Below are 23,672 nucleotides of genomic sequence, written 5' to 3' on the forward strand. Positions count from 1 at the left end.
ATGACATTGACCTTCGCACCCTTCCTGCCGTGGATCGTGATTGCCGTTCTGGCCGCCGCCGCCCTTCTCCTCTCCTTCATCGGCCTGTGGCGCGGTGTGCGCGGCGCATGGCTGCGCGGACTGGCGCTCGCCGCTTTGCTTGCCGCTATTGCCAATCCGCTTCTGACGCAGGAGGAGCGCGAGCCGCTCTCCACCATCGTCCCCGTCATCGTTGACCGCTCGCAGAGCCAGGACGTGCAGGACCGGCCGCAAATGACCGATACGGCGCTCGAGACGCTGAAAGACCGGCTGTCCCGCTTCCCGCGCATCGAACCGCGCCTCGTGGAAGTGCGCGACAATGGCGAGAGCGATTCACCCTCGACGCAGCTTTTCTCGGCACTTTCCTCCGCCGTTTCGGATGTCTCGCCATCCCGCGTCGGCGGCGCGATCTTCCTCAGCGACGGCCAGATTCACGATATCCCGAATGCCCTGCCCAATGCCGAACAGGCGCTGGGCTTCCGCGCCCCCGTGCATGGGCTGATCACCGGCAAGGCCGATGAATTCGACCGCCGTATCGAGATCGTCCGCGCCCCGCGCTTCGGCATCGTCAATGAGGAACAGCAGCTGACCCTGCGCGTCTTCGATGACGGTCGCCCCGCCGGCGGCGGTGCTGCGGAAGTGACGGTGAAGATGAATGGCGAAGAAATCGCCACGCTGCAGGCGACACCCGGCCAGCCGACGCCGTTCAACTTCAAGGTTCCGCGCGGCGGCAACAATGTCATGGAATTTTCCGTCGCCGAACTTCCGGGCGAAGTGACGGCTGCCAATAACCGCGCCGTTCACCTGATCGAAGGCATTCGCCAGAATCTCCGCGTGCTGCTCGTCTCCGGCGAGCCCCATGCCGGCGAACGCGCCTGGCGTAACCTCCTGAAATCCGACGCCTCTGTCGATCTGGTGCATTTCACCATTCTGCGCCCGCCGGAAAAACAGGACGGCACGCCGATCAACGAACTCTCGCTGATCGCCTTCCCCACCCGTGAATTGTTCGTCGAAAAGATCGAGGATTTCGACCTCATCATCTTCGACCGTTACCAGCATCGCGGCGTGCTGCCGATCCTCTATTACGATTACATCGCCCAATATGTCGAAAAAGGCGGCGCGCTCTTGATCGCCGCCGGGCCGGAACATGCCGGTCAGGATTCGATCGCCATGACGCCGCTCGCCTCCGTGCTGCCGGCGCAGCCGACCGGTCAGGTGCATCAGGCCGCTTTCTACCCCCGCCTCTCGGAAGCGGGCAAGAAGCACCCCGTCACCCGCGGGCTGGAAGGTTCGGGCAACGAGCCGCCGCAATGGGGCCGCTGGTTCCGCACCATCAGCGTCGACCCGCCGCAGGGCCAGACCGTGATGCTGGGCGACGGGCAGGACCCGCTTCTGGTTCTCAACCGTCAGGGCGAAGGCCGTGTCGCCATGCTGCTGTCCGATCAGGGCTGGCTGTGGGCGCGCGGTTTCGAAGGCGGCGGTCCGCATGTGGCGCTTTACCGCCGCATCGCCCACTGGCTGATGAAGGAACCCGAACTTGAGGAAGAGGCGCTGACGGCGCGCGCCAATGGCCGCACCCTGCAGATCACCCGCCAGACCATCGGCGACGATCCCGGTCAGGCCAGCGTACGTTTCCCTTCCGGCAAAACCGAGAACATGGCCTTCACCAGCACGGAGCCCGGTCTTTACAGGATCGAGCGCCGCATGGACGAAACCGGCCTGTTCGAAATCAGGAACGGCGATTTCACCACCCTCGTCCATGTCGGCGCGGTGGATGCGCCGGAATTCAAGGCGATGATCTCGACCACCGAAACGCTGAAACCGCTCGCCGATGCCACCAGAGGCAGCGTGCACCGTGTCGCCGATAATTCTGGCCGTATCGCGCTGCCAGATATATTGCCGGTGCGCGGAGATATCAGGGTTGCCGATGAGGATCGCATGCTGATACGCATGACCGACGAGACGGTGCTGAAAGGCGTCAACACCCTGCCGCTCTTTGCCGGTTTTGCCGGGCTTGCCGCGCTGCTGCTTGCCTTCTCCGCACTTTGGTGGCGTGAGGGCCGATAAGGGCGTTTCCAGCGAAGAGCTTAAGGCGCTTCACGTCTCGGATTGGAAACGAGGAAACGGCCGCCGCCCGGCGTCCCAGGGAAAGAAACCATGAATTTCGTTTTGAGCGATGTCGCGGATGCGGAAGTCGAAAAGTCCATTCGCGATCCGCTGGTGGCCTATAATCTCGCCCGTTTCGGCGAAAGCGACAAACGCGAACTCAACATCACCATCCGCGGTGACGACAATACCGTCACCGGCGGTCTGGTGGGCCACACCGCCCGCGGCTGGCTTTACGTCCAACTTCTTTTCGTGCCGGAGGCCATGCGCGGTCAGGGCACAGGCCCGAAGCTGCTTGCCATGGCCGAGGAAGAAGCCAGAAAGCGCGGCTGCATGGGCGCCTATATCGACACGATGAACCCGGATGCCCTGAGAACCTACGAACGCTACGGTTTCATCAGAATCGGCTCGCTTGGCCCCCTTTCCAGCGGCCAGTCGATCACCTGGCTGGAGAAGCGGTTCTAGAGCATTCGCTAAGCGCCTCTAGGCGGCGATCCCCGATATCCCACCGTCCACCGTTCGGCCCATGGCCTCGCGGATTTGCTGGCGAAGCCATACGGCTCCGGCATCCGCATCGGTCTGCAAGGTCCAGACCATGGCGACGGGCGGGAAACTCAGCGTCACCGGCACCGAGCTTATCTCCAATCCCAACATTGGCGCATAACGCAGCGCGATGCGTGAGGATACGGTCGCCAGCACCGCCGAGGATCGCGCCGTCGCCAGCACCGAGAGGAAATCCGGCGCGGCGGCGACGACGTCGATTTCCAGTCCGCTCAGTTCCAGCGCATCCTTGATGCAGCCATGCAGGCTGTCCGTCTGCGATATGACCGCATGTTTGGCCTCCATATAGGCGTCCAGGCCGACGGGATTGGGCAGATCGAGCAAGGCCGGGTTGAAACAGCAAAGCACGCTGGAGGAATAAAGCGGCTCGCAATGATGGCGCTGCTCCTTCGAATAGGTGCATCCGACAGCCATGTCGATCACGCCCGTATCGAGCATCGCGGTAATTTCCTGCTCCTGCCCGCTGCGGGCGAGAATGCGGATGCCGGGCGCAATCTCCCGCAGCCGCGCCGTCAGATCCGGCAAAAGCAACAGCTCCACCTCGCTCGACATGCCCAGCCGGAACGTGCGGCGCTCGGTGGCCGGATCGAACACATCCGCTGTCATCACCGCCGCCTGCGCCTGCCTCAGCGCCTGCCGCACCGGGCCGGCCAGATTAAGCGCCCGCGCCGTCGGCTTCATCTCCTGCCCCACGCGGATGAAAAGCTCATCCTGAAACAGGGTGCGCAGGGTGGAGAGATTATGGCTCATGGCCGGCTGCTGGATTTTCAGCCGCCGCGCGGCGCGTGTGACGTTCATCTCCTCCATCATTGCATCGAAAGCGATGAGAAGATTGAGGTCGAAGGAACGGAGATTGAAATGATCGATAGTTTGCATAAGTCACATCGATTTGATTGCTGACCTCCCTACACTTAGCTGGAGTACGGAAAGTTTCAAGACATTCCCTCAACCCAGGAGCTCCCAATGCCGTCCCGTCGCTCACTTCTCAAAGGCGCCGCCAGCGCCATCTTCGCCGCCCCTTTCGTTGCCCCCGCCGTCGCATTCGCCAAGGCGCCCTTGGCCGCTACGCAGGCACCCGGCTTTTATCGACTGATGGTCGGCAAGGTGGAAGTCACCGCCCTTTCGGACGGCGTCATCGCGCTGCCGCTCGCCAAGATTTACACCAACACCACGCCGGAACACGCCTCAAAGGTCTTGCAGGATGCCTTCCTGCCGGAAGAGACGCCCACCTCGGTCAACGCATTTCTCGTCAACACAGGAGACAGGCTGGTGCTGATCGACGCCGGCACCGGCGCTTATCTCGGCCCATCCCTCGGCAGGCTCGTCGCCAATATCGAGGCCTCCGGTTACAAGGCCGACGAGATAGACGACATTATCCTCACCCATATCCACACAGACCATTCCGGCGGACTGTCAGCCAATGGCAAACGCGTCTTTGCCAATGCGACCCTGCACGTCAATGCGCGCGAAGCGGCTTTCTGGCTCGATGCGGCAAAGGCCAAGGCGGCCCCTGAAGCGCTGAAGAAGGGTTATGCCGAAGCGAAGGAAAGCATCCAGCCCTATATCGACGCCGGCAAGTTCGAGACATTCGGCGACAATGCCGCGCCGGTTTCCGGTCTCGGCTCTATCCTTTATGCCGGCCACACGCCCGGCCACAGCGCTGTCGTTCTCGAAAGCGACGGCCAGAAAATCGTCTTCTGGGGCGATATCACCCATGGCGATATCCTCCAGTTCGATGAGCCTGATGTGGCCATCGAATTCGACGTCGACCAGAAGGCCGCCGTCGTCGCGCGTGATCTAGCGTTTAAACAGGCGGTAGAGGGCAAATATCTGGTTGCCGGCGCGCATATCGCCTTCCCCGGCATCGGCCATGTGCGCACCGACAGCACCAATTACGATTGGCTGCCGGTCAACTACACGGCGCTGTAAGGGGCGAAACAGCCTGGCCTGATCCTCAACGGGTCAGGCCATTGCGCGAAAACGACGCGTCAAGTCAGGGCCACCTGCCGCGTTTCCGCATTGATCATCGTCGCTGCAATGGCGGCAAGAACCAGCAGGCCGGCGAAAATGCCGATTGCGACGCCAAAACCCTGCGCTATGGCATAACCAAGCAGAGACGGCGCCAGCAGGCCGCCGAGCCTTGCCATGGCGCCTGCGGCGCCCATGCCGGTCGCCCGCGATTCCGTCGGGTAAAGCTCCGGCGTATAGGCATAAAGCGCACCCCAGGTGCCGAGCAGCGCAAAACTCATGATAAGAAGCGAGGCGGCGATCATCGCGCCCGCCGAAGCCAACGTGAAGAGCAGGCAACCGAGCGCGGAGAGCAGGCAGAAACCGATCAGCGTCGGCTTGCGGCCCCATTTTTCGACACCATAGGCGGCAAGCGCATAACCGGGGATTTGCGCCAATGCCACCAGCACCAGAAAACCATAACCGCGCACGAAACCGAACCCGTCTCCGGCCAGTTTCGCCGGCATCCACGTAAAGACGCCGTAATAAGAAACGGAAACAAGGAACCAGATGGCGAGGATCATGATGCTGCGCTGCCGGAGCGCCGGTGAAAATATCCCCTGCCCCTTGCCCACGTCAGGCTGGAAAAGCCCGGTCCCGGCATCGAGCGGCGCACGCCCATTCGTCACCAGCATGCGGTTGACGACGGCCTTGGCTTCCTCCAATCGCCCGCTGCGCAGCAGGTAAAGCGGCGATTCCGGCACCAGAAAGCGCAGGCCAAGGCCGAGAACCGCCGGAAAAGCCGTCACCGCGAATATATACCTCCACGCATCGGCAACGCCGGCAAGGCTGGCGCCCCAGGCCGCCAGCGCCACGATCAGCGTGCCGACAGCCCAGAAACCCTCCAGAAAGACCAGCCAGCGGCCGCGATTTTTGGCGGGCAGGAACTCGGCCATCATCGCATAATCCACCGGCAGCGTGCCGCCCACGGCGGCCCCGGTGAGAAAACGCAGGACGAGCAGAATAGTGAAATCAGGCGCGAACACCGAAAGCACGCCGAACAGCGCATCGCAGGCCACGGTGACGATCAGCACACGGCGACGTCCATACCTGTCCGCCAGCCGCCCGAAACCGGCAGCACCGAGCAGCATGCCGAAAAAGAACGCTGTTCCGGTCTGCAGCGCCTGCGGCACCGTCAGCCCGAAGGTTGCTGCAATCGAGGCGGCGGTGAAGCCGACGGCGAGAACCTGCATGGCATCCGCGGCCCAGACGAGGCCGAATATGCCCATCAGCCGCCGCTGATAGGCGCCTGCGCCCGCGCGCTCCAGCGCATCGTTCATGGTGATAGCCGTCATGCCCCGCCCCTTTGCAGAAATCGACTTTGACTTGCTATCGTATAGGGGGAGGAAACGGAATTGAATTCTGTGCGGGATGCGATCGGTTGAAACGAAATGCTCGGCGCACCGATAGTCGCGCCCCTGTACCTCCCCCTCATCCCTGTGCTTGTCACAGGGATCCAGCCAGCCCAAGTCCTTGGGCTGAAAAGAGTCCTCGCGTCGCGCAGACGCGCGTCGGCTGGATTCCTGTGACAAGCACAGGAATGAGGAAAGACAGAAGCGCTGGCGAGAAAAGGCAAAGCTGCCCCTTCGGATACCCCCTCAGCCGTAAACCCTGAGCGGCTCCTCAAAACCCTCATCTTCCGCCGTAGCGGCCGGCATCACGGCCTCGCATTTGCGCCAGCCGATCTTGCCCTTCAGCCGCTGGTGCACGTCGTCGCCAATCGGCACGACCAGCACCCGGTTCGGGTCGACCGGGCCGGGAAAATCGAGCGCCGCATAAGCGACCTTCTCGAAACCGAGCGGCATGTAATAGGGCGGATCGCCAATCAGGATCACGGCTTCCGAGCCCTTCCGCCGGGCGGCGGCAATGGCGATCCGGACAAGCTCCCGGCCGATGCCCTTGTTCTTGTGCGAGGGCCGAACCGCAAGGGGCCCGAGCATATGGCCGTTCACCCCGCCCGCCAGAACCGGCGTCATGCGCACCGAAGCAATGGTTTCGCCATCATCGGCGCAGACGAAGGACAGCGACCGGTCATGCGGCCCCTGCTCGCGGATGCGGGCTGCGGCACGCGTATGCCGGCCGGGACCGAATGCTTCTTCGTTGATGACGTCGATGATGGCGTCGTGCGACGCGTCCTCGGTGAGGTAGACAAGATCGTGCTTGGACATGAAGAGACCGAAACTTCCAGAATGCGGATGCGACAATAGGTGACGGCTGCGCCGGTAAGGGCGTTCAGGAGCGTCAGCGTCGTCGGAGCATCCGTGGTTCGATCATAATCAACAATTTCCTCAGAATTGTGAAAATTGCAGTTATCAGGAAAATTCCCCCCCGTCCAGAACAAATCTCTGCTCTATCCCATTCAGTTTCCACAGGACCGGAAACGCATTGTTCAACGCCTTGCGGGTTCGCGGGACAGTGCAGAACGGTTAGGATCGCTCAAAAGGAAACAATCAAGGAGATCGTCATGGGCATGCTGGTGGAAGGCGTATGGAAAGACGTCTGGTATGACACCAAGGAAACCAAGGGGCACTTCAAGCGCAGCGCCTCGCAATTCCGCAACTGGATCACAGCGGATGGCGCACCCGGCCCTTCCGGAGAAGGCGGGTTCGAGGCCGAGAAGGACCGTTACCACCTCTATGTCTCCTTCGCCTGCCCCTGGGCGCACCGCACCCTGATTTTCCGCAGGCTGAAAAAGCTGGAGGACCTGATTTCCGTTTCCGTGGTCGATCCGCTGATGCTGGAAAACGGCTGGGAATTTAAGCCTGAGGGCGAGCGCACGCCGGGCGCGACCGAGGATCACCTCTTCGGCTCCTCCACGCTCTGGCAGGTCTACACCAAAGCAGACCCCAAATATTCGGGGCGTGTCACCGTGCCAGTCCTGTGGGATAAAAAACGCGGCACCATCGTCTCCAATGAATCGGCAGAAATCATCCGCATGTTCAATTCCGCCTTCAACGATCTCACCGGCTCGCAGGCCGATTATTATCCCGAAGCGCTACGCGCCGAGATCGATGCACTGAACGACGTCATCTACGACACCGTCAATAACGGCGTCTACAAGGCCGGTTTCGCCACCACACAGGACGCCTATCAGCAGAATGCCGTGAAGGTATTCGAAACGCTCGATATGCTGGAGGACCGCCTGAAGGACCGGCGTTTCCTGTTCGGTTCAGAACAGACGGAAGCGGACTGGCGCCTGTTCACGACGATGGTGCGGTTCGACCCCGTCTATGTCGGCCATTTCAAATGCAATATCCGCCGCATCCACGACTATCCGCACCTGACGGATTACCTGCGCGATCTTTACCAGACGCCGGGCATACCGGAGACGGTGGATATGCGCCACATCAAGGAGCATTATTACCGCAGCCACCGCACCATCAATCCCACCGGCATCGTGCCCGTCGGCCCGGAACTGGACCTGACCATGGCCCATGGCCGCGAGGCGCTCTCCTGACGGAGAGCCGCCGCCGCTACCAGTGGTCGGCGATCGCCGCTTCGCCGGCAAGCTCGGCGAGGCGGCGACGGGTGGCGGCCGTCACCCCTTCCGGCAGCTCCGACAGGTCGAAAAAGCCGCTTTCGGCAATTTCATGATCCGGCTTTTTCGATTTGGTCTGGGTGACGTCAAGCCGGTAGAGCGCAACATGATCGCGATTGCTGCCCTCCAGATTGAGATAGACATGGAAAAGCTCCGGCCTGGAGGCTGCTTCGAGATTGCCTTCCTCGCGGATTTCCTTGTGCAGCGCCACGAGCAGGGTTTCACCACGTTCCACCCCGCCGCCCGGCAGATACCAGCCCGGCAGATAGGTGTGCCGCACCAGAAAAATTCTGCCCTTTTCATCGAAACAGGCCGCACGCACGCCAAGGGTGGCGCCGCGCGTGAACAGAAAAACGAAATGCAGAAAACGGATGAAGACACGCATATGGAACGGACGGGCCTGCCGCCCGGTTGTTTCGTCATTCACCCTGGTTTCTCCCCGCCTGCCGGCTTTCATTGGACGCGCGGCATATCATAGGTTATCTCTGCCGCCATGTTCAAACTTGCGCATATTTCAGACGTCCATTTGGGGCCACTGCCAAAACTCACTTTCCGCGAACTTGCATCCAAGCGTATCACCGGTTTTGTCAACTGGCACCGCAACCGCCGCAAGCATCTCTTCACCGATACGCTGGAAAAACTGCTCGACGATCTGGAGACAAAGTCACCGGATCATTTGGCTATTACCGGCGATCTCGTCAATCTTGCGACCGGGATTGAAATCCGCGCCGCCGCCGACTGGCTGGAGGAGGTGGGCGATCCCGAAAAAACCTCCGTCGTTCCCGGCAATCACGACGCCTATGTTTCCGGCGCGCACGACAAGGCCATGCAGGCCTGGTATCCCTATGTTCGTGGCGATGGCGATCCGCCGGAATGGGACGACGACCGCAAGATTTTCCCCTATATGCGCGTGCGCGGTCCCGTGGCCCTCATCGGCTGTTCCACCTCGATTGCGACGCCGCCCTTTTCGGCAACCGGCTACTTCGGCAACCGGCAGGCCCGCGCCACCGCGGAGCTTTTGAAAAAAGCCGGCGAGCAGGGGCTATTCCGCGTTGTGATGATCCATCACCCACCGATCCGCGGCGCCGCCCCCACCCACAAGCGCATGATCGGCATCCGCCGTTTCGCCGCAGCGTTGGGCGTCGGCGGAGCGGAGCTGGTGCTGCATGGCCATACCCATTTGAATACGGTCTACTGGCTGAACACCCACCACGGGGAAGACCACATCCCGGTCGTCGGCATTTCCTCCGCCAGCCAGGGACCGGGCGGTGAAAAACCGCGCGCGGCCTATAATCTCTTCCATATTTCCGGTGGCCCCGGCACCTGGAATGTCGCCTGTGAGCGCCACAGCCTCAATGAGACGGGGACGGGCGTGGCGCTGGAGGATGTGCGGGTGTTTTATGAAAACGGGCGGCCGCTGGGGTTTTCGCTGCTGGGGCAGTAGGTTCGCTACGGTAAGGTTGGAGCGTGAGATTCACCCCCCTCTGCCCTGCCGGGCACCTCCCCCTCAAGGGGGGAGATCGACTCGTGGTTGGGTCTCGCCCATCTCAACATTTGCGAATGAAGTGCCGGTAGCGCTTCTTGCTGATCTCCCCCCTTGAGGGGGAGATGTCCGGCAGGACAGAGGGGGGTGCCCTGCCCCACCCTCAAACCAAGCTTACTTCGCCCGCTCTTCCAGCACCCGATTGGCCGCCGAAACAATCGCCTCCAGCGACGCCGCCACGATATTCGTATTGACGCCTGCCCCGAAGAGCTTGCCGCCCGGATGCTCCATCTCGACATAGGCGATAGCCGAAGCGTTCGAGCCATGCTGCAGCGAATGCTCGGAATAGTCATTCACCGACAGATCGACGCCGAGATAAACCGACAGCGCATTGATGAACCCGTCGATTGGACCGGTGCCCTTGCCCTCGATGCGCTTCACCTCGCCATTATCGGTGATTTCGGCGGCGACGATGCGCACGCCCTTGAAATCGCCGGCCGGATAGGTGTGGTGATCCACGAATTTGATGCGCGCATTCGGCTGCGTCACGTAACGCTCGATAAAGCGCTCGTAGATGCGCTTGGCCGGCAGCTCCACGCCCTCTTCATCGGTGATGCGCTGGATATCCTCGCGGAATTCCACCTGCAGGTTGCGCGGCAGGTTGATGCCGTAATCCTGCTGGAGAATATAGGCGATGCCGCCCTTGCCGGATTGCGAGTTGATGCGGATGATCGCCTCATAGGAGCGGCCGACATCCTTCGGGTCGATCGGCAGATAGGGCACTTCCCAGACGGGATGATTGGCGACCTTGATCGCCTTCATGCCCTTATTGATCGCATCCTGATGCGAGCCGGAGAAGGCGGTGTAGACCAGCTCGCCGACATAGGGGTGGCGCTCGGGGATCGTCATCTCGTTGGAATATTCGTAGACATCCTTGATGCGCTCGATATCCCGGCAATCCAGCTCAGGGTCCACACCCTGCGTATACATGTTCAGCGCCAGCGTCACGACATCGACGTTACCCGTGCGCTCGCCATTGCCGAACAGCGTGCCTTCCACGCGGTCCGCACCGGCCATCAGGCCCAGCTCGGTCGCGGCAATGCCCGTACCACGGTCGTTGTGCGGGTGCAGCGAGATGATGACGTTTTCGCGATTGTCGATATTGCGGCACATCCATTCGATCTGGTCGGCATAGATGTTCGGCGTCGCCATTTCCACCGTCGACGGCAGGTTCAGGATCAGCTTGTTGTCGGCTGTCGGCTTCACAACCTCGACCACGGCGTTGCAGATTTCCAGCGCCACTTCCAGCTCGGTGCCGGTAAAGCTCTCGGGCGAATATTCGAAGCGGTAACCGCCGCCGGCCTTCGCTGCCATATCGGTGATCATCTTGGCCGCATCGACGGCGATCTGCTTGATGCCGTGCACATCCTTGCCGAACACCACGCGGCGCTGCAATTCGGAAGTGGAATTGTAGAAGTGGATGATCGGCTTGTTGGCGCCTTCCAGCGCCTCGAAGGTGCGGGTAATCAGCTCCGGGCGGCACTGCACCAGCACCTGCAGGGAAACATCGTCAGGCACATTGCCCTCTTCCACGCACCAGCGGGCAAAATCGAAATCCGTCTGCGAGGCGGAAGGAAAACCGATCTCGATTTCCTTGAAACCCATTTCGAGCAGCAGCTTGAACATGCGGGCCTTGCGGTCGTGACCCATGGGGTTGACCAGCGACTGATTACCGTCGCGCAGGTCCACCGAACACCAGATCGGCGCCTTGTCGATGGTCTTGCCCGGCCATGTGCGGTCAGGGATATTGATGGTCGGATAAGGGCGATACTTCACGCTCGCGTCAGCCATGCCCTTGGAAATATTGGTGATCTTGCCGTCCATGTCGCTTCCTCCTTGCGCAGTCCGCGGGCTTCTTCAAGCCATCGGCGGATGCGCGGCCCTTGAGGGCCTAAATCCAGTATAAAATGAGATTTCGAGATGAGGAGCGTTTGCACCAGCGGGCTTTCGGCCGCCGGGCGCTCCTCACTGGACCCGGCAACCGCGTGTAAGGTCGAGGCTAAGAAGCGAGAGTGCACCGCACGGCGACGCCTTCGCAGAAATCTGCGCGCTCATGCCGAAAATGGTTGCGATGCTGTTGCTCATGGCGATGTGTATAAACAGCGGCTGGCGGTCTGACAAGTGATCTTGTGATGCGCAGGCTTATTTTGCTTGACGGCCAGTCTCCAGCCTTTCAGCGATCCACAATTTGACAAGCGATTGCCGGGTCACACCGAGACGACGTGCTTCGTTGTCGAGATCGTTGACGACCCACGTCGGAAAATCGATGTTCACGCGCTTGGGTTCGATGTTCAGATGGCGCGCCGTCGACCAGTCGAGATATTCGCTGATGTCTTCGCCATCATCGGCCATCCTGTCGAATTCTTCTGCGCTTATTGTCTTCATAATGATACCTCTCTAATTCTCGGACACGTCGCACGGAAATGATGCGAATACGGCCACCCCGCACTGTATGGACAGCCAACCACAACTTCTCCCCGAGAAGTGCGATGAGGGCAAACCGCTCTTCTCCAATATTATGCGCTGTAACCGTCAAACCGTATTTATCGTGCCACAATGCCTGTGCATCGACAAAATCGATGCCGTGTTTGTCTTTATTGCCAGCGCTCTTTATCGGATCAAATTCGAATACCATGAGAATATAATATAAAAACTATACCATTTCCACTATCTAACCACGCTTCACCACCCGCTGCAACGCCATCATCAGCCCGCCGCCGATCAGGCCCCAGAAGGCCCCGGAAATGCCGCCGAAGGAAAGGCCGGAGGCAGTGATGAGAAAGGTGATGGCCGCCGCCTCGCGGGTTTCCGGCTCCCTGAAGGCTGCGACAGCGGAGCCGGAAAAGGCGCCGACCAGTGCCAGCCCCGCCACCGCCTGAATGAGAATGGGCGGCGCCAGCGCCACGAAGGCCGTGACCACGCCCGCCAGCAGGCCGAAAATAATATATCCGACACCGCCGATGATCGCCGCCCAGTAACGTCGCTTTGGATCGGGATGGGCGTCCTCGCCCGCGCACATCGCCGCCGTAATCGCCGCAAGATTGACGGCATGGCCGCCAAAGGGTGCGGAAAGCAGCGAGAAAAAGCCGGTCGAGGCGAAAAGCGGTCCGGGTTGCGGATCGTAGTGATTGACCTTCAGCACCGCGATGCCGGGAATATTCTGCGAGGCCATGGTGACGATGAAGAGCGGCAGAGCGATGGAAACAACCGCGTGGAGACTGAAGACGGGCGTTACCCACTCCATCGGCGGCGTCAGCGATTGCGCCACGCTATCAAGTGCACCCGCCGGAATTTCGACGCCGAAAATCATCACCAGCACGAAGGCGGCAAGGGCGGCGGGCACGGCGAACAGCCGTTTAAAGGCTCCCACCACGATCCAGGCGAGGATGATCGGCAATCCGAGCGCCGGGTTGAAGCCGATCGCCTTGATCGGCGCAAAACACAGGCCGATGATGACGCCGGAGAGCATGGCATTGGCAAGCGGCGCGGGAATGGAAGCGACCGCCTTTCCAAGCGGCCTGAACAGGCCGGCGATGATGATCAAAATTGCGCAGATGATGAACCCGCCGACGGCCGCCGGAAAGCCGCCCTCAATGACGCCGGTGGTCGCAAGCAGCGCCGCACCCGGTGTCGACCAGGCGATGCTGATGGGTAGCCGGGTGGCGGCGGAGAGAATAATGGCGCAAAGCCCCATCGCCACCGAAAGCGCCATCAGCCCCGACGCCGCCTCGAAATCCGTCGCACCGACAGCTTTCAGGCCCTGCAGCACGACGGCGAAGGAGCTGGCGAAACCGACAAAGGCGGTGAGGCAGCCCATGAACAGGCTCTGGACGGAAAAATCTTTCAGCATGAAGCACTCTGCGGCCTGCTGTCTGTCGCAAACAACCGCAGCGGTCCGCATTGGCGACAGGCAGAAACAAAACTGAAGCGTGACGCGCGAATCCGGGGATGGCGACACGCTTTGGATGAAGCGTGGTTATATTCAGGATCAAAAAAGACGCCGCTTGGCAAGATGAGCCGCCAGACTTCAGGTACGGCAGCAGGGAAAACGTCATCAAAGTTTAGCGGCACGGCGCTAATCCTCCCTGCATCGCAACCGGTCATCCGCCACAAGAGGGACCCTCGCCATGCTCCGCACCGTCACCATCGTCGCCTGCTGTTTTGCGGCTCTGCCCGCCGCGGCCCAGACCCCGCCGCCGCCGGCCTTTCTCGGCCAGATCGTCGTTCCATCGGGCCTCTCCATCGATGGCGTCACCTTCGGCGGCATTTCCGATCTCGCCTTTGACAGCGAAACCGGGCGTTATCTCGCAATTTCCGATGACCGCGTCGAAAAAGGGCCGGCTCGTTATTACGAGCTGGAGCTAGCCGTGACGGAAGGTGCCGCCACGCTCAACATCGCCGCCACGCGCGAATTGAAGGACGAGACCGGCGCTGCTTTTGCGCCGAAGGGCATCGATGCGGAAGGCATCGCGCTCGACCGCAAGGGCGGCAAGCTCTACTGGTCCTCCGAACGCGACCTGAAGAACCAGCCGGCGCTCTACGTCTCGGACCTCGACGGCAGCAATGTGAAGCGGCTCGAACTGCCAAACGCCTATCTCGTCGATGACGCCAAGACCAGGGGCGTACAGAACAACCTCGCTTTCGAAGGCCTGACGCTGATGCCCGGCCGGCTGATCGCCGCCACCGAAAATGCGCTCACCCAGGACGGCCCCAAGGCGACGCCGCAGGCGGGCAGCCCGGCCCGTATCCTCGTCATCGACACGGCGACGCTGAAGCCGGTCGCCGAGCATGTCTATGTCACCGAGCCTATCTCGAAGACCCCGACGGCCGCCGAGCCGAAATATAACGACAACGGCCTTTCCGCCATCGCGGCCCTGCCGGATGGCCGTTTCGTCGCTGTCGAGCGCAATTTCGCCTCCGGCGTCGGCAATCACATCCGCTTCTTCATCGCCGACATGTCCCGCGCCGACAATATTCTCGGCAAGGACAAGATCGATCCTGCATCCGTGGCCGCCGTGTCCAAATCGGCCTGGTTCGAAATCAACGAAGGCGATTTCGGCCTCGATATCGACAATATCGAGAGCTTCGCTTTCGGCCCGGTGGTGGATGGCAAGCAGCTCTTCGTCATCGCCTCCGATGACAATTTCAACACCGGCAAGCAGTTCACCCAGTTTGCGGCATTCGCAATTCCCGCCAATCTGGGTCAATGAAATCCGCATGAAGCAGAATGCCGGCTCTGGACCATGTCCGGGCCGGCATCGGCAATCTTGCCTTCACCAGCGGAGCAGACGTGAACCGGCAAAAGCGCCGATGATGCCGGTCATCAAGATGCCCAGCGAATACCAGATCAACACGAAAGCCATGCCGTTTTCGGTGCAGAACCACGAATAGACCCACGCCCCGGCCGCACCCGCGGCAATGCCCGCGGCAAAACCCGCAAGCGTGGGATCAGCGGGAGCCGAACGCTTGAGAGCCGCGAAATTCGCCAGAAACAGCGGTAGTGCGAAAGCAACGATCAAAAACGGGCAATGCAGCGCCGACGATCCGAGAATGAGGGTCCTGTAGGTGCCAGGCACGGCAAATCCAAGCTGGACGAGCGCGATGACCGCCATGGCCACAAAAATCAATGCAAGCCACGCAAACAGGCCACCCCTGTCGCCCTCCGGCCGCGCAAGACGCATGACGGCGAAAAATGCGGCCACGGCCAGCAGGGCATTATAGGCGGATTTAACCCAGAAACCCGGTTCGGTCATGGCTTCATTCATATCGCTGCGAAGCCCCAGAATGACGACCATCAGCAGCAGCGAAACGCCGAGCGCGGGCAAGGCCACGAACGCCAGCCTCCGCTCCAGCGCGAAAGCCGGTACGGGTTTCAGATCGCCCGCCAGTTGGTCGATGATGTCTTCCGTCTTCCTCACGTGTCCCCCCGCAACTTTGCCGCCAGGACTTTCAGCGTTCTGTGAATACCTACCCTCGCCGCAAGCTCGGTCTGGCCGGATTTTTGCGCCGCTTCGGCAATTGAGTGACCTTCGAGCTTCACCCTTCGAATGAGATCCCGTTGCCGTTCCGGCAACTCGTCGAGCAGCCGCTCCACATCCATGCGGGCCGTGACCGCATCGACGGACGGTTCCGCCTCCAGCGTTTCATCGAGTTCCACTTCCGCCAGCAGGCGCGCACCCCGGCCCCGATAGTGATCGATGAGCTTGTAGCGCGCTATCGAAAAGAACCAGGCGGTGAAGGGTCGCGCACGGTCATAGGTCTCCCGCTTGGCGTGAAGCGACAACAGGGTTTCCTGCACAAGATCTTCGACATCGCCTCTGGCGGCAGCAGCCATGCGCCGGCCGTAATAGGCGATCAGCAGCCGTCTCAGGGCATGAAGCAAATGCCTGTAGGCGCCTTCGTCCCCATCGAGGGAACGCAGCATCAGCATTTTCAGTGTTTCTTCCGAAGGGCTGCCTGTCATCGTCACTATCGGGTTATTCGCAATCGGCAGGATATTGTTACATAGTGGCTTTAAAAAAATCTCGCCCGAACTTGTCGTCACAAGCGCGTGAAGATGTAACGGTCGGCCTTTCCCGGCCGAATGGACAATCGTGAGCCCCGGCACGATGCCGGCGGACATTCAACGACGTCCAGAGGAGACCCTTCATGACCCGCATTTTCACCGCCATCGCCGCCGCTTCCCTTCTGTCCGCTCTTTCCTTCGCAGGCATCGCCCATGCCGACAGCATGAAAACCGATACGATGAAGAAGGATACCATGCATAACGACACCATGAAGACGGAGACGATGAAAAAGGATGGCATGTCCATGGCCGGCAAGAAGGCCAGCAAGAAGGACTGCATGGACAAGGCCGGCATGGAAATGGACAAGATGAAAAAGGCCGACATGATGAAGGCCTGCGACATGATGAAATAACACCGGCCTGAAAGGAAAAAGCCCGCACCGGTTTTCACCGATACGGGCTTTCTCAACTGAAAAATCGAAAACTCAGAGTTCCGACTGGCTCTCGACGATCTTGCCGACGAGGCCGTAATCCTTGGCCTCTTCCGCGCCGAGCCAGTAATCGCGATCGATGTCCTTGGCGATCTTTTCTTCGCTCTGGCCGGTGGCCTTGGAGAAGATCTTGATGAGGCGCTGGTTCATCTTGATGATTTCGCGGGCCTGGATTTCGATGTCGGATGCCATGCCGCGCGTACCGCCGGAGGGTTGGTGCAGCAGGAAGCGGGTGTTCGGCAGGCAGAGGCGACGTTCCTTCGGCACCGAAACGTAAATCAGCGCGCCGGCGGAAGCGACCCAGCCCGTGCCGATGATATAGACCTTCGGCTTGATGAACTTGATCATGTCATGGATGGAATCACCCGATTCGACATGGCCGCCCGGCGAATTGACGTAAACGCGAATGTCGTCGTCGCTGGCGGCGGCAAGGGCCACGAGCTGCGTGCAGACCTTCTGCGCCAGTTCCTGCGTGATGCCACCATAGATGAAGATCGAACGCGACTTGAAAAGATTCGCTTCCGTTTCCTTGCCGATCGGCAGTTCCTTGCTCTTGTCGTCTTCGTCTTCGTTCATCAACGGCTCTCTCCAGCAAAATTCGTGCATGCCCTTCGGACATAGTGCGACTTGTTACGTAAGGCAATGAGAGAAAAAGGCAAGGTTTGCCCGCCAACAATAAACAGCACCCCCGGCAGATGACGCATGGACAGCCTGTCGGCCTTCGCGATATCGTTGACGCCTCATTGCCGCGCCGCCTGCTGCGGGAAGCCCCAAGATTCCGTTGCGGACGGCCATAATTTCAAGAGGGAACCATGCTGAAAAGACTAAGCCTCACTGCCGCCGCACTGGGCGTTACCGCCCTGCCCGCTTTCGCCCATCTGAACCCGGAAGAACACGGTTCCTTCATGGCCGGTGTCTCCCACCCCTTCTTCGGTGCGGACCACATTCTGGCGATGGTCGCCGTCGGCATCTGGGCCTCGCAGATCGCCGTGGCGCAGGGCGACCGCAAGGCGCTGTGGATCGTGCCTTCCGCCTTCGTCGGCACCATGGCCGTCGGCTTCCTGATGGCGGTTTATGGCATCGGGCTTCCCTTCGTCGAACCGGCAATTCTCGCCTCCGTCATCGGTCTCGGCCTGCTGGTTGCCATGGCGGCAAGGCTTCCGACGGCCGCCGCTGCTGCCGTGGTCGGTGCTTTCGCCCTTTTCCACGGCCACGCCCATGGCGGGGAACTCGGCAGCGCTGGCGCATGGCAATTCGGCATCGGCTTCATGATCGCCACCGCCATCCTGCATGCGGCCGGCATCGCACTCGGCCTCGGCATTGCCCGTTTCGGTTCGGTAGCCAGCCGCACGGTGGGTGCGTTGACGGCCATTGCGGGTCTCTCGCTCGCCTTCGGCGGCTGACGATCATTACCGAAATTTAAAATTCGGGCCGCTTTGAAAAGCCGGAATTGAGGCCTACCTCCTTATCGTGGATTTTCGCTTCACGGTAAGGAGGCATCATATGTCACCGGAAGAAAGCCAGCTTCTCAAGTCCCTGTTCGACAGGACCAGAACCGCATCCGCCACCCCGCGTGACCGCGAGGCGGAAACATTGATCGCAGACGCCGTGCGCGATCAGCCCGCAGCCCCCTATTATCTCGCCCAGGCGGTCATCGTTCAGGAAAAGGGTCTCGAAGCGGCAGCAGCCCATATCAAGCAGCTCGAAGACCGTATCCACGCGCTGGAAAGCGGCAATAGCGCCCCGCAGGCCGCAGCGCAGGGCGGCTTTCTGAGTTCCATCTTCGGAACCGGCCAGTCACAGCCGCCAGCGCCGACACCCGCCCCTGCCCCGCAAACCTCATGGCGCAACGATACCGCCGGCCAGACGGCGGGTCCCTGGGGATCGCCAGCCGGCCAGCAATCCGGCGGCCCCTGGAGCCAGCAATCCGCCGCATTCGGGCGTTCTTCCGGCGGTGGTTTTCTGCAGGGTGCGCTTGGGACCGCTGCGGGTGTCGCCGGCGGCATGCTGCTCGCCAATTCGCTGAGCGGCATTTTCGGCAGCCACATGTCATCGCTCGGCCTTGGCTCGCCCTTCGGCGGCGGCAATGCTGCCGGTAACGCGCCTGTCGAGGAAACCGTCATCAATAATTATTACGGCGACAACGCCAGCCCGCAGAACAACGACGACGACGATATCCGGCAGGCCGATGACGACAGCGCCGACGACGCGGATTTCGATTCAGGCGACGACGGTTCGTTCGCCTGAACCTTTAATCTCGTAGAAGCCCGGATCAGCCCCGACCGCGATAGGTGGGAACGCCCTGATCCGGCAGCCACACGCCTTCGGGCACCGGTCCGGTCTGCCAGAAGACGTCGATCGGAATGCCGCCGCGCGGATACCAGTAAGCGCCGATTCTCAGCCACTTCGGCTGAAGCAGGTCCACCAGCCGCCTGGCGATATAGACCGAGCAATCCTCATGGAATGCGCCGTGGTTGCGGAAAGATTGCAGGAACAGCTTCAGCGACTTGGATTCCACCAGAAAGTCGCCGGCGATATAGTCGATGACGATATGGGCGAAATCCGGCTGGCCGGTCATCGGGCAAAGCGAGGTGAATTCGGGTGCGGTAAAGCGCACCACGTAATCGGTGCCGGCATTGCCGTTCGGCACCTTTTCGAGAACGGCCTTTTCCGGGCTCTCTGGCGTATCGACCTTCGTGCCCAGCTGCGACAGGCCGGAAACATCCGTCACGGACATGGAAAACTCCTGTTTTTCAAACAATCACTTTGACGCCATGCGCCTTTTCGCCTTCCGGCTCGACGTGAATGGCAAGGCTGGCGCCCGGTATGACGTCCCTTATGGCATCTTCAAGGCGGTCGCAAATATCATGCGCCTCGCGCACCGTCATGACAGCTGGAACAACGACGTGAAAATCGATGAAGGCGGCCGAGCCGGCCCGGCGTGTCCTCAGATCATGGACGCCAATGACGCCGCCGCAATGTTCGGCGATGGCCTTCTTGATCGCCTCGTCCTCTTCCGGCTCCACGGCCCGGTCCATCAGCCCGCCAAGCGAATGCAGAATGACCTTGGAACCCTGGAACAGGATGTTGATGGCCACCAGGATGGCGAGCAGCGGATCGAGAATGGCATAACCCGTCAAAAGCGCCAGAACGAGGCCGACGAGAACGCCTGCCGAGGTCACGACATCGGACATGATGTGATGGCCGTCAGCTGCCAGCGCCGGTGAGGCGTGTCTTTTGCCGACACGGATCAGGATCGTCGCCCAGATGGCGTTGATGACGCCCGCCGCCGCATTGATGGCAAGACCAAGGGCCGGCGCTTCCGGCAGCCTCGGGTTGAAAAGACCGCCCCAGGCCTCCTGCACGATCAGCAGCGCGGCAACGACGATCAGCACGCCTTCCACGACGGCGGAAATATATTCCGCCTTGTGGTGGCCGAACTGATGGTCATCATCGGCGGGCTTCTGCGCATAACGAATGACGAAATAGGCGATGAAGGCCGCGACCACGTTGACGGTCGATTCCAGACCGTCGGATAAAAGCGCGACCGAACCGGTGACCCACCAGGCCACGAGCTTGAGGCCCAGCACGCCGAAAGAAAGCGGAATGCTCCAGAATGCCAGCTTCCGGACCAGCGCCCCGGCCTGCATATTGCCTTCACTGTTCATTTTTGCCCCCGTGCGGATGCGAACGAATTGCATGACCGATTGCCAAAACGCACGAACCGCGCGCACGGGGTCTCCGTGCGCGCGGTTCGCTATTGGCGTTTCTATCGTTCAAACCGCAGGCGAGGTCAAGAGCCGCGCGGTGACAACCCGGACCTCAATCCTCGTCTTTTTGCTCGCAGAAACGGATACGGTTGCCGAACGGATCAATGACTTCCATGACATCGCCCCAGGGCAATTCTTCAACACCCGGATTGAGGAAGCGATATTTTTTGCCTTCCAGTTCCTTCTGATAGGCATGAACACCACGCATTGTGACGAAGATGTTGGAGCCCGGCGTCGCATCGCCGTGATGGCCGCTGAGGTGAAGCCCCATTCCGGCCCGTGAAACCTGCATGTAAAGCGGGAAATTATCGCCGAAGCGGTGTTCCCAGTCGATCTCGAAACCGAGAAAATCGACATAAAACTCGCGCGCCTTCGCCTCATCGAAAATTCTGACGATCGGAAATATCCGCTCGAAGCCGATTTCCCCGCCCGTTTGCGTTCCCGCATCGGCCATGCTGCCCTACCTTGTTTCAGACCGTAAAATGAAACCGGCCGCACAAGGTGCGGCCGGTAGGATCAGCTTATTCGGCTGCGACGATCTTGCCGTCCTGCCACTTGAACAGCGAGAAGGCCTGCGAGGTCAGGTCGCCGTTTTCGCCGTAGGTCACCTTGCCGATTGCGGTCGGGAAAGCGTCACCGCTTTTCAGGGCCGTGGCAACCGCTTCGGAATCCTTGGCGCTTCCGGCCTTCTCGATGCCGGCCTTCAGCACTTCGACGGCAGCGTAAGCATTGAGCGTGAAGGCTTCCGCCGGAATGTTGGCGGCCTTCAGCGCTTCGGCAGCGGCCTTGGAATCGTCGTTCTTCAGCGCGTCGGAAGCGTTGGTGAAGATCGTGCCTTCGCCAGCCTGCGAACCGATGTTCCAGAACTCGCTGTTCGACAGGCCGTCACCGCCGATGACGGCAGCCTTGGAGCCGATATCCTTCAGCTGGCGCACCAGAAGACCCGCTTCCGGATGGTAACCGCCGAAATAGACGATGTCGGCATTGTCGGACTTCAGACGGGCCGTCAGCGCGCCGAGATCCTTTTCGCCGGGTGTCAGCGCATCGTAGAGAACTTCGGTCACGCCGCCGGCATTCAGCGTGGCCTTGAAGGCGTCCGCCAGACCTTTGCCGTAGGCGCCCTTGTCGTGAATGATGGCGATCTTCTTGTCCTTGAGGTTGGCGAGAACATATTTCGCCGCAACCTCGGCCTGCTGGTCGTCACGACCGCAGGTGCGGAAAACGTTGGAAAGGCCACGGTTGGTCAGGCCCGGCGCGGTCGCCGTCGGCGTCACCATCAGCACGCCGTTTTCGGCAAAGACATCCGATGCCGGAATGGCGACGCCGGACGTCACCGGACCGACGACGAAGTGGATGCCTTCGGCAACCAGCTGGTTGGCCGCGGAAACGCCCTGCTTCGGCTCACCGCCGTCATCGGCAAGCTTCAGCACGACCTGTTCGCCGAGGATGCCGCCCTTCTTGTTGATTTCATTGACTGCCGTCTGGGCGCCGTTCTTCACCTGGTCGCCATAGGCGGCGACAGGACCGGTGAGCGGTGCAATCAGGCCGATGACGATTTCGGCATGAGCAAGGGGTGCGAATGCGAAGGACGCTGCAAGCGTCACGCTGGTCAATGTCTTCAGTTTCATCCTGGTGTCTCCTTAAAGGGGGTCGCGGGACCCGGTGAGCGCCATGGGGCGCCGACCGAATGAAACTATCGGACGCCTCCCGGCGAAAACTCGTTCCATTTTTGAATTCCGAGCCTTCCACTCAACTCATACGGAAGGTTTGATGATTTATGCAAGTCACTTTGCTGGATTAGCTCTATTCGCGGTAAATCAATCGCCGGATCGGCCGTGATTGCGCCGTCTGAATGGACGCATCGACCTTCCGTAAACGCTTGGCGTTTGGCCGCCGCTGGAGGATAATACGCCATGATCGCAGCAGATGAAGAATTTCTGACGGGCCTGCCCGTCTTCCGGCATTTTGAAGACGTGGCCGACCCGGCGCTTTATCGCGCCCTGCCGCCGGGATGGGGGCTGGCCATCGCCGATATCATCGATTCGACCTCGGCAATCGGCACCGGCCGCTACAAGGCCGTCAACATGGCCGGTGCGGCGGTCATATCGGGCGTATCGAACAGTCTCGGACGTCACGATCTGCCCTTCGTTTTCGGCGGCGATGGCGCCGCCGTCGCGGTGCCGCCACAGGGGCTGTCTGTCGCACGCACCGCGCTTTCGAATGTGCAGCGCTGGGTGAAGGACGATCTCGATCTTGCCATGCGCGTGGCGCTGGTTCCCGTCGAGGATATTCGTGAAAATGGCTTCGATATTCGTGTCGCGCGCTTTCAGGCGAGCGAGGATGTTTCCTACGCCATGTTTTCGGGCGGCGGCAACAGCTGGGCGGAAGCGCGGATGAAGGAGGGGCAATATGCCCTGCCCGCAGCCGAAACGGGCGAGCGCCCCGATCTCACCGGTCTTTCATGCCGCTGGAACCCCATTCCGGCCACCCATGGCAAGGTGGTGTCGATCATCGCCGTGCCGGGGCCGTCGCGGGACATGCCGGCATTTCGCCAACTGGTCGTCGATCTTGTCGATCTCGCCGAACAGGACGCAAGACACGGCCACCCCGTGCCGGAAGATGGGCCAAAACTCGGGTTCGTGCGCGAGGGTCTCGGCCTCGAAGCCCGTGCCGGCGCTGCCTATCACGATGTCTGGGGCAAGATGCGCCGCTCGTTTCGCATTCTCGGCGAGTCCCTGCTCGTCAATCTCTTGAGCGTGACGGGGCTCTCGTTCGGACCGTTCAATGCGATACGCTACCGGCGTTCAGTTGCGAGCAACACCGATTTCAGGAAATTCGATGACGGCCTGAAGATGACGGTGGATATCGACGCCGCACGGCTCGAAAAAATCCGCGCGCGGCTGGAACAGGGCCGCCTCTCGGGAAGCTGTTATTACGGCCTGCACGAACAGGATGCCGCATTGATGACCTGTATCGTCCCCTCTCCGCTTTCGAGAGACCATATGCATTTCGTGGATGGCGCCGACGGCGGATATGCGGCTGCGGCAAGCCGTCTCAAGCAGCAGATGCAGGTTGCTGCACCAGCCTGAAAACCGCGCCAATACGCAGCCCCAATCCCTGTGCCGGATGCACC

Annotated in this window: 25 protein-coding genes; 10 read left to right on the top strand and 15 right to left on the bottom strand. The window is 60.8% G+C overall.

The window, feature by feature from the left end:
- On the top strand, positions 1-2,085 hold the full coding sequence (locus I3J13_RS14365) for a hypothetical protein (RefSeq protein ID WP_196379213.1): 2,085 nt from the start codon (positions 1-3) through the stop codon (positions 2,083-2,085).
- Between the two features lie 90 nt (positions 2,086-2,175).
- Entirely contained in the window at positions 2,176-2,589 is a 414-nt protein-coding gene (locus tag I3J13_RS14370; RefSeq protein ID WP_196379214.1) for a GNAT family N-acetyltransferase, read from the top strand.
- Positions 2,590-2,607: 18 nt separating this feature from the next.
- Here the strand turns inward: I3J13_RS14370 and I3J13_RS14375 are convergent, their stop codons facing one another.
- Complete coding sequence (locus I3J13_RS14375) at positions 2,608-3,561, bottom strand: LysR family transcriptional regulator (RefSeq protein ID WP_196379215.1); 954 nt, start codon at positions 3,559-3,561, stop codon at positions 2,608-2,610.
- Positions 3,562-3,648: 87 nt separating this feature from the next.
- Between I3J13_RS14375 and I3J13_RS14380 the strand changes: the two genes are divergently transcribed.
- Complete coding sequence (locus I3J13_RS14380; RefSeq protein WP_196379216.1) at positions 3,649-4,614, top strand: MBL fold metallo-hydrolase; 966 nt, start codon at positions 3,649-3,651, stop codon at positions 4,612-4,614.
- Between the two features lie 59 nt (positions 4,615-4,673).
- Here the strand turns inward: I3J13_RS14380 and I3J13_RS14385 are convergent, their stop codons facing one another.
- Complete coding sequence (locus I3J13_RS14385; protein WP_059757366.1) at positions 4,674-5,987, bottom strand: MFS transporter; 1,314 nt, start codon at positions 5,985-5,987, stop codon at positions 4,674-4,676.
- 303 nt (positions 5,988-6,290) lie between these two features.
- The gene (locus tag I3J13_RS14390; RefSeq protein WP_174057146.1) at positions 6,291-6,860 is read right to left on the bottom strand and encodes a GNAT family N-acetyltransferase; all 570 of its coding nucleotides are present in this window, start codon (positions 6,858-6,860) and stop codon (positions 6,291-6,293) included.
- Between the two features lie 296 nt (positions 6,861-7,156).
- Between I3J13_RS14390 and I3J13_RS14395 the strand changes: the two genes are divergently transcribed.
- Positions 7,157-8,149: a glutathione S-transferase family protein gene (locus I3J13_RS14395; protein ID WP_196379217.1), complete on the top strand. Its 993-nt coding sequence runs from the start codon at positions 7,157-7,159 to the stop codon at positions 8,147-8,149.
- Positions 8,150-8,165: 16 nt separating this feature from the next.
- Here I3J13_RS14395 and I3J13_RS14400 read toward each other — a convergent pair whose 3' ends face one another.
- Positions 8,166-8,657, bottom strand: coding sequence for an NUDIX domain-containing protein (locus I3J13_RS14400; RefSeq protein WP_196379218.1), 492 nt, complete (start codon positions 8,655-8,657; stop codon positions 8,166-8,168).
- Positions 8,658-8,723: 66 nt separating this feature from the next.
- Between I3J13_RS14400 and I3J13_RS14405 the strand changes: the two genes are divergently transcribed.
- Complete coding sequence (locus tag I3J13_RS14405; protein ID WP_196379219.1) at positions 8,724-9,674, top strand: metallophosphoesterase family protein; 951 nt, start codon at positions 8,724-8,726, stop codon at positions 9,672-9,674.
- A gap of 213 nt (positions 9,675-9,887) precedes the next feature.
- Here the strand turns inward: I3J13_RS14405 and leuA are convergent, their stop codons facing one another.
- The 4 genes from leuA to I3J13_RS14425 all read right to left on the bottom strand — a co-directional run bounded on the left by leuA (position 9,888) and on the right by I3J13_RS14425 (position 13,623).
- Positions 9,888-11,597, bottom strand: a complete 1,710-nt coding sequence (leuA, locus tag I3J13_RS14410; RefSeq protein ID WP_080851161.1) for a 2-isopropylmalate synthase — start codon at positions 11,595-11,597, stop codon at positions 9,888-9,890.
- A 318-nt stretch (positions 11,598-11,915) separates the two neighbouring features.
- The gene (brnA, locus tag I3J13_RS14415; protein ID WP_020808480.1) at positions 11,916-12,158 is read right to left on the bottom strand and encodes a type II toxin-antitoxin system BrnA family antitoxin; all 243 of its coding nucleotides are present in this window, start codon (positions 12,156-12,158) and stop codon (positions 11,916-11,918) included.
- Positions 12,115-12,408: a BrnT family toxin gene (locus I3J13_RS14420; protein WP_065655686.1), complete on the bottom strand. Its 294-nt coding sequence runs from the start codon at positions 12,406-12,408 to the stop codon at positions 12,115-12,117. Before I3J13_RS14420 ends, brnA begins: the two co-directional genes overlap by 44 nt.
- A gap of 36 nt (positions 12,409-12,444) precedes the next feature.
- Positions 12,445-13,623 carry a benzoate/H(+) symporter BenE family transporter gene (locus tag I3J13_RS14425; RefSeq protein ID WP_080851156.1) on the bottom strand — a complete coding sequence of 393 codons (1,179 nt, stop codon included), beginning with the start codon at positions 13,621-13,623 and terminating at the stop codon, positions 12,445-12,447.
- A 277-nt stretch (positions 13,624-13,900) separates the two neighbouring features.
- Here I3J13_RS14425 and I3J13_RS14430 point away from each other — a divergent pair, with 277 nt between their 5' ends.
- The gene (locus I3J13_RS14430; RefSeq protein WP_196379220.1) at positions 13,901-14,983 is read left to right on the top strand and encodes an esterase-like activity of phytase family protein; all 1,083 of its coding nucleotides are present in this window, start codon (positions 13,901-13,903) and stop codon (positions 14,981-14,983) included.
- A 63-nt stretch (positions 14,984-15,046) separates the two neighbouring features.
- Here the strand turns inward: I3J13_RS14430 and I3J13_RS14435 are convergent, their stop codons facing one another.
- The gene (locus I3J13_RS14435; protein ID WP_196379221.1) at positions 15,047-15,691 is read right to left on the bottom strand and encodes an NrsF family protein; all 645 of its coding nucleotides are present in this window, start codon (positions 15,689-15,691) and stop codon (positions 15,047-15,049) included.
- Positions 15,688-16,236, bottom strand: a complete 549-nt coding sequence (locus I3J13_RS14440) for a sigma-70 family RNA polymerase sigma factor (protein ID WP_120357025.1) — start codon at positions 16,234-16,236, stop codon at positions 15,688-15,690. The genes I3J13_RS14435 and I3J13_RS14440 overlap by 4 nt, the downstream gene beginning before the upstream one ends.
- 185 nt (positions 16,237-16,421) lie before the next feature.
- Here I3J13_RS14440 and I3J13_RS14445 point away from each other — a divergent pair, with 185 nt between their 5' ends.
- Positions 16,422-16,691, top strand: a complete 270-nt coding sequence (locus I3J13_RS14445; protein ID WP_137003863.1) for a pentapeptide MXKDX repeat protein — start codon at positions 16,422-16,424, stop codon at positions 16,689-16,691.
- A 72-nt stretch (positions 16,692-16,763) separates the two neighbouring features.
- Here the strand turns inward: I3J13_RS14445 and I3J13_RS14450 are convergent, their stop codons facing one another.
- A complete protein-coding gene (locus tag I3J13_RS14450; RefSeq protein WP_003523060.1) occupies positions 16,764-17,345 on the bottom strand; it encodes an ATP-dependent Clp protease proteolytic subunit in 582 nt (193 codons plus the stop codon).
- 236 nt (positions 17,346-17,581) lie between these two features.
- On the opposite strand from I3J13_RS14450, the gene I3J13_RS14455 reads away from it, so the two are divergent.
- Together I3J13_RS14455 and I3J13_RS14460 are read left to right on the top strand one after the other, a co-directional pair.
- Entirely contained in the window at positions 17,582-18,172 is a 591-nt protein-coding gene (locus I3J13_RS14455) for a HupE/UreJ family protein (RefSeq protein ID WP_196379222.1), read from the top strand.
- Between the two features lie 100 nt (positions 18,173-18,272).
- Positions 18,273-19,016 carry a DUF2076 domain-containing protein gene (locus I3J13_RS14460; RefSeq protein WP_196379223.1) on the top strand — a complete coding sequence of 248 codons (744 nt, stop codon included), beginning with the start codon at positions 18,273-18,275 and terminating at the stop codon, positions 19,014-19,016.
- 25 nt (positions 19,017-19,041) lie between these two features.
- Here I3J13_RS14460 and queF read toward each other — a convergent pair whose 3' ends face one another.
- The 4 genes from queF to I3J13_RS14480 form a co-directional block, all read right to left on the bottom strand.
- Positions 19,042-19,506, bottom strand: coding sequence for a preQ(1) synthase (gene queF, locus I3J13_RS14465; RefSeq protein ID WP_142845426.1), 465 nt, complete (start codon positions 19,504-19,506; stop codon positions 19,042-19,044).
- 16 nt (positions 19,507-19,522) lie between these two features.
- On the bottom strand, positions 19,523-20,437 hold the full coding sequence (locus I3J13_RS14470) for a cation diffusion facilitator family transporter (protein ID WP_059754590.1): 915 nt from the start codon (positions 20,435-20,437) through the stop codon (positions 19,523-19,525).
- A gap of 154 nt (positions 20,438-20,591) precedes the next feature.
- Positions 20,592-20,993 (bottom strand): glyoxalase superfamily protein, encoded by a 402-nt coding sequence (locus tag I3J13_RS14475; protein ID WP_196379224.1) that lies wholly within the window; start codon positions 20,991-20,993, stop codon positions 20,592-20,594.
- Between the two features lie 67 nt (positions 20,994-21,060).
- Complete coding sequence (locus I3J13_RS14480) at positions 21,061-22,167, bottom strand: branched-chain amino acid ABC transporter substrate-binding protein (protein ID WP_196379225.1); 1,107 nt, start codon at positions 22,165-22,167, stop codon at positions 21,061-21,063.
- A 285-nt stretch (positions 22,168-22,452) separates the two neighbouring features.
- On the opposite strand from I3J13_RS14480, the gene I3J13_RS14485 reads away from it, so the two are divergent.
- Entirely contained in the window at positions 22,453-23,628 is a 1,176-nt protein-coding gene (locus I3J13_RS14485) for a DUF3095 domain-containing protein (RefSeq protein WP_174057159.1), read from the top strand.
- The last annotated feature ends 44 nt before the right edge of the window (positions 23,629-23,672 follow it).

Origin of the sequence: Agrobacterium leguminum (genome assembly GCF_015704895.1) — a bacterium.
Classification (GTDB): domain Bacteria; phylum Pseudomonadota; class Alphaproteobacteria; order Rhizobiales; family Rhizobiaceae; genus Agrobacterium; species Agrobacterium leguminum.

What these genes read in the sequence shown, in the direction of transcription:
- I3J13_RS14470 (WP_059754590.1), bottom strand. Translation starts at nt 20,437, where the DNA reads ATGAACAGTGAAGGCAATATGCAGGCCGGGGCGCTGGTCCGGAAGCTG.
- I3J13_RS14365 (WP_196379213.1), top strand. Translation starts at nt 1, where the DNA reads ATGACATTGACCTTCGCACCCTTCCTGCCGTGGATCGTGATTGCCGTT.
- I3J13_RS14385 (WP_059757366.1), bottom strand. Translation starts at nt 5,987, where the DNA reads ATGACGGCTATCACCATGAACGATGCGCTGGAGCGCGCGGGCGCAGGC.
- I3J13_RS14440 (WP_120357025.1), bottom strand. Translation starts at nt 16,236, where the DNA reads ATGACAGGCAGCCCTTCGGAAGAAACACTGAAAATGCTGATGCTGCGT.
- I3J13_RS14430 (WP_196379220.1), top strand. Translation starts at nt 13,901, where the DNA reads ATGCTCCGCACCGTCACCATCGTCGCCTGCTGTTTTGCGGCTCTGCCC.
- I3J13_RS14450 (WP_003523060.1), bottom strand. Translation starts at nt 17,345, where the DNA reads ATGAACGAAGACGAAGACGACAAGAGCAAGGAACTGCCGATCGGCAAG.
- I3J13_RS14485 (WP_174057159.1), top strand. Translation starts at nt 22,453, where the DNA reads ATGATCGCAGCAGATGAAGAATTTCTGACGGGCCTGCCCGTCTTCCGG.
- I3J13_RS14480 (WP_196379225.1), bottom strand. Translation starts at nt 22,167, where the DNA reads ATGAAACTGAAGACATTGACCAGCGTGACGCTTGCAGCGTCCTTCGCA.
- brnA (WP_020808480.1), bottom strand. Translation starts at nt 12,158, where the DNA reads ATGAAGACAATAAGCGCAGAAGAATTCGACAGGATGGCCGATGATGGC.
- I3J13_RS14475 (WP_196379224.1), bottom strand. Translation starts at nt 20,993, where the DNA reads ATGGCCGATGCGGGAACGCAAACGGGCGGGGAAATCGGCTTCGAGCGG.
- I3J13_RS14395 (WP_196379217.1), top strand. Translation starts at nt 7,157, where the DNA reads ATGGGCATGCTGGTGGAAGGCGTATGGAAAGACGTCTGGTATGACACC.
- I3J13_RS14420 (WP_065655686.1), bottom strand. Translation starts at nt 12,408, where the DNA reads ATGGTATTCGAATTTGATCCGATAAAGAGCGCTGGCAATAAAGACAAA.
- I3J13_RS14405 (WP_196379219.1), top strand. Translation starts at nt 8,724, where the DNA reads ATGTTCAAACTTGCGCATATTTCAGACGTCCATTTGGGGCCACTGCCA.
- I3J13_RS14375 (WP_196379215.1), bottom strand. Translation starts at nt 3,561, where the DNA reads ATGCAAACTATCGATCATTTCAATCTCCGTTCCTTCGACCTCAATCTT.
- I3J13_RS14425 (WP_080851156.1), bottom strand. Translation starts at nt 13,623, where the DNA reads ATGCTGAAAGATTTTTCCGTCCAGAGCCTGTTCATGGGCTGCCTCACC.
- I3J13_RS14445 (WP_137003863.1), top strand. Translation starts at nt 16,422, where the DNA reads ATGACCCGCATTTTCACCGCCATCGCCGCCGCTTCCCTTCTGTCCGCT.
- queF (WP_142845426.1), bottom strand. Translation starts at nt 19,506, where the DNA reads ATGTCCGTGACGGATGTTTCCGGCCTGTCGCAGCTGGGCACGAAGGTC.
- I3J13_RS14390 (WP_174057146.1), bottom strand. Translation starts at nt 6,860, where the DNA reads ATGTCCAAGCACGATCTTGTCTACCTCACCGAGGACGCGTCGCACGAC.
- I3J13_RS14370 (WP_196379214.1), top strand. Translation starts at nt 2,176, where the DNA reads ATGAATTTCGTTTTGAGCGATGTCGCGGATGCGGAAGTCGAAAAGTCC.
- I3J13_RS14455 (WP_196379222.1), top strand. Translation starts at nt 17,582, where the DNA reads ATGCTGAAAAGACTAAGCCTCACTGCCGCCGCACTGGGCGTTACCGCC.
- I3J13_RS14460 (WP_196379223.1), top strand. Translation starts at nt 18,273, where the DNA reads ATGTCACCGGAAGAAAGCCAGCTTCTCAAGTCCCTGTTCGACAGGACC.
- leuA (WP_080851161.1), bottom strand. Translation starts at nt 11,597, where the DNA reads ATGGACGGCAAGATCACCAATATTTCCAAGGGCATGGCTGACGCGAGC.
- I3J13_RS14380 (WP_196379216.1), top strand. Translation starts at nt 3,649, where the DNA reads ATGCCGTCCCGTCGCTCACTTCTCAAAGGCGCCGCCAGCGCCATCTTC.